This window comes from Polaromonas sp. P1_G1 (genome assembly GCF_056405595.1).
Genome location: NZ_JBFUBU010000312.1, coordinates 1 through 355, shown reverse-complemented (window position 1 = coordinate 355; position 355 = coordinate 1). Strand labels below are relative to the sequence as shown.

General features: G+C 62.8%; 1 protein-coding gene. It reads right to left on the bottom strand.

The window, feature by feature from the left end:
• Window positions 1–32 precede the first annotated feature (32 nt).
• Window positions 33–355 (bottom strand): 4Fe-4S dicluster domain-containing protein (locus AC1D1Y_RS27010; RefSeq protein ID WP_477685039.1); only part of this gene is annotated, 323 nt, incomplete at its 5' end.

The following is a 355-nucleotide window of genomic DNA, read 5'->3' as shown; positions in this document are numbered from 1 at the left end:
CTCCCTAACCGCGCACAAGGCCGAAGGCCTGACTATCGAGCGAAGAGCAGCGCTCGCTTGACTTCCTGAATAGCCTTTGTCACCTGGATGCCGCGGGGGCATGCGTCGGTGCAGTTGAACGTGGTGCGGCAACGCCACACGCCGTCCTTGTCGTTCAGGATGTCGAGACGCTCGGAAGCGGCCTCGTCACGGCTGTCGAAGATGAACCGGTGTGCGTTGACGATGGCAGCGGGACCGAAGTAGCTGCCGTCGCTCCAGTACACGGGGCACGACGTGGTGCAGCATGCGCAGAGAATGCACTTGGTGGTGTCGTCGAAACGAGCACGGTCGTGCTGGCTCTGGATGCGCTCACGCG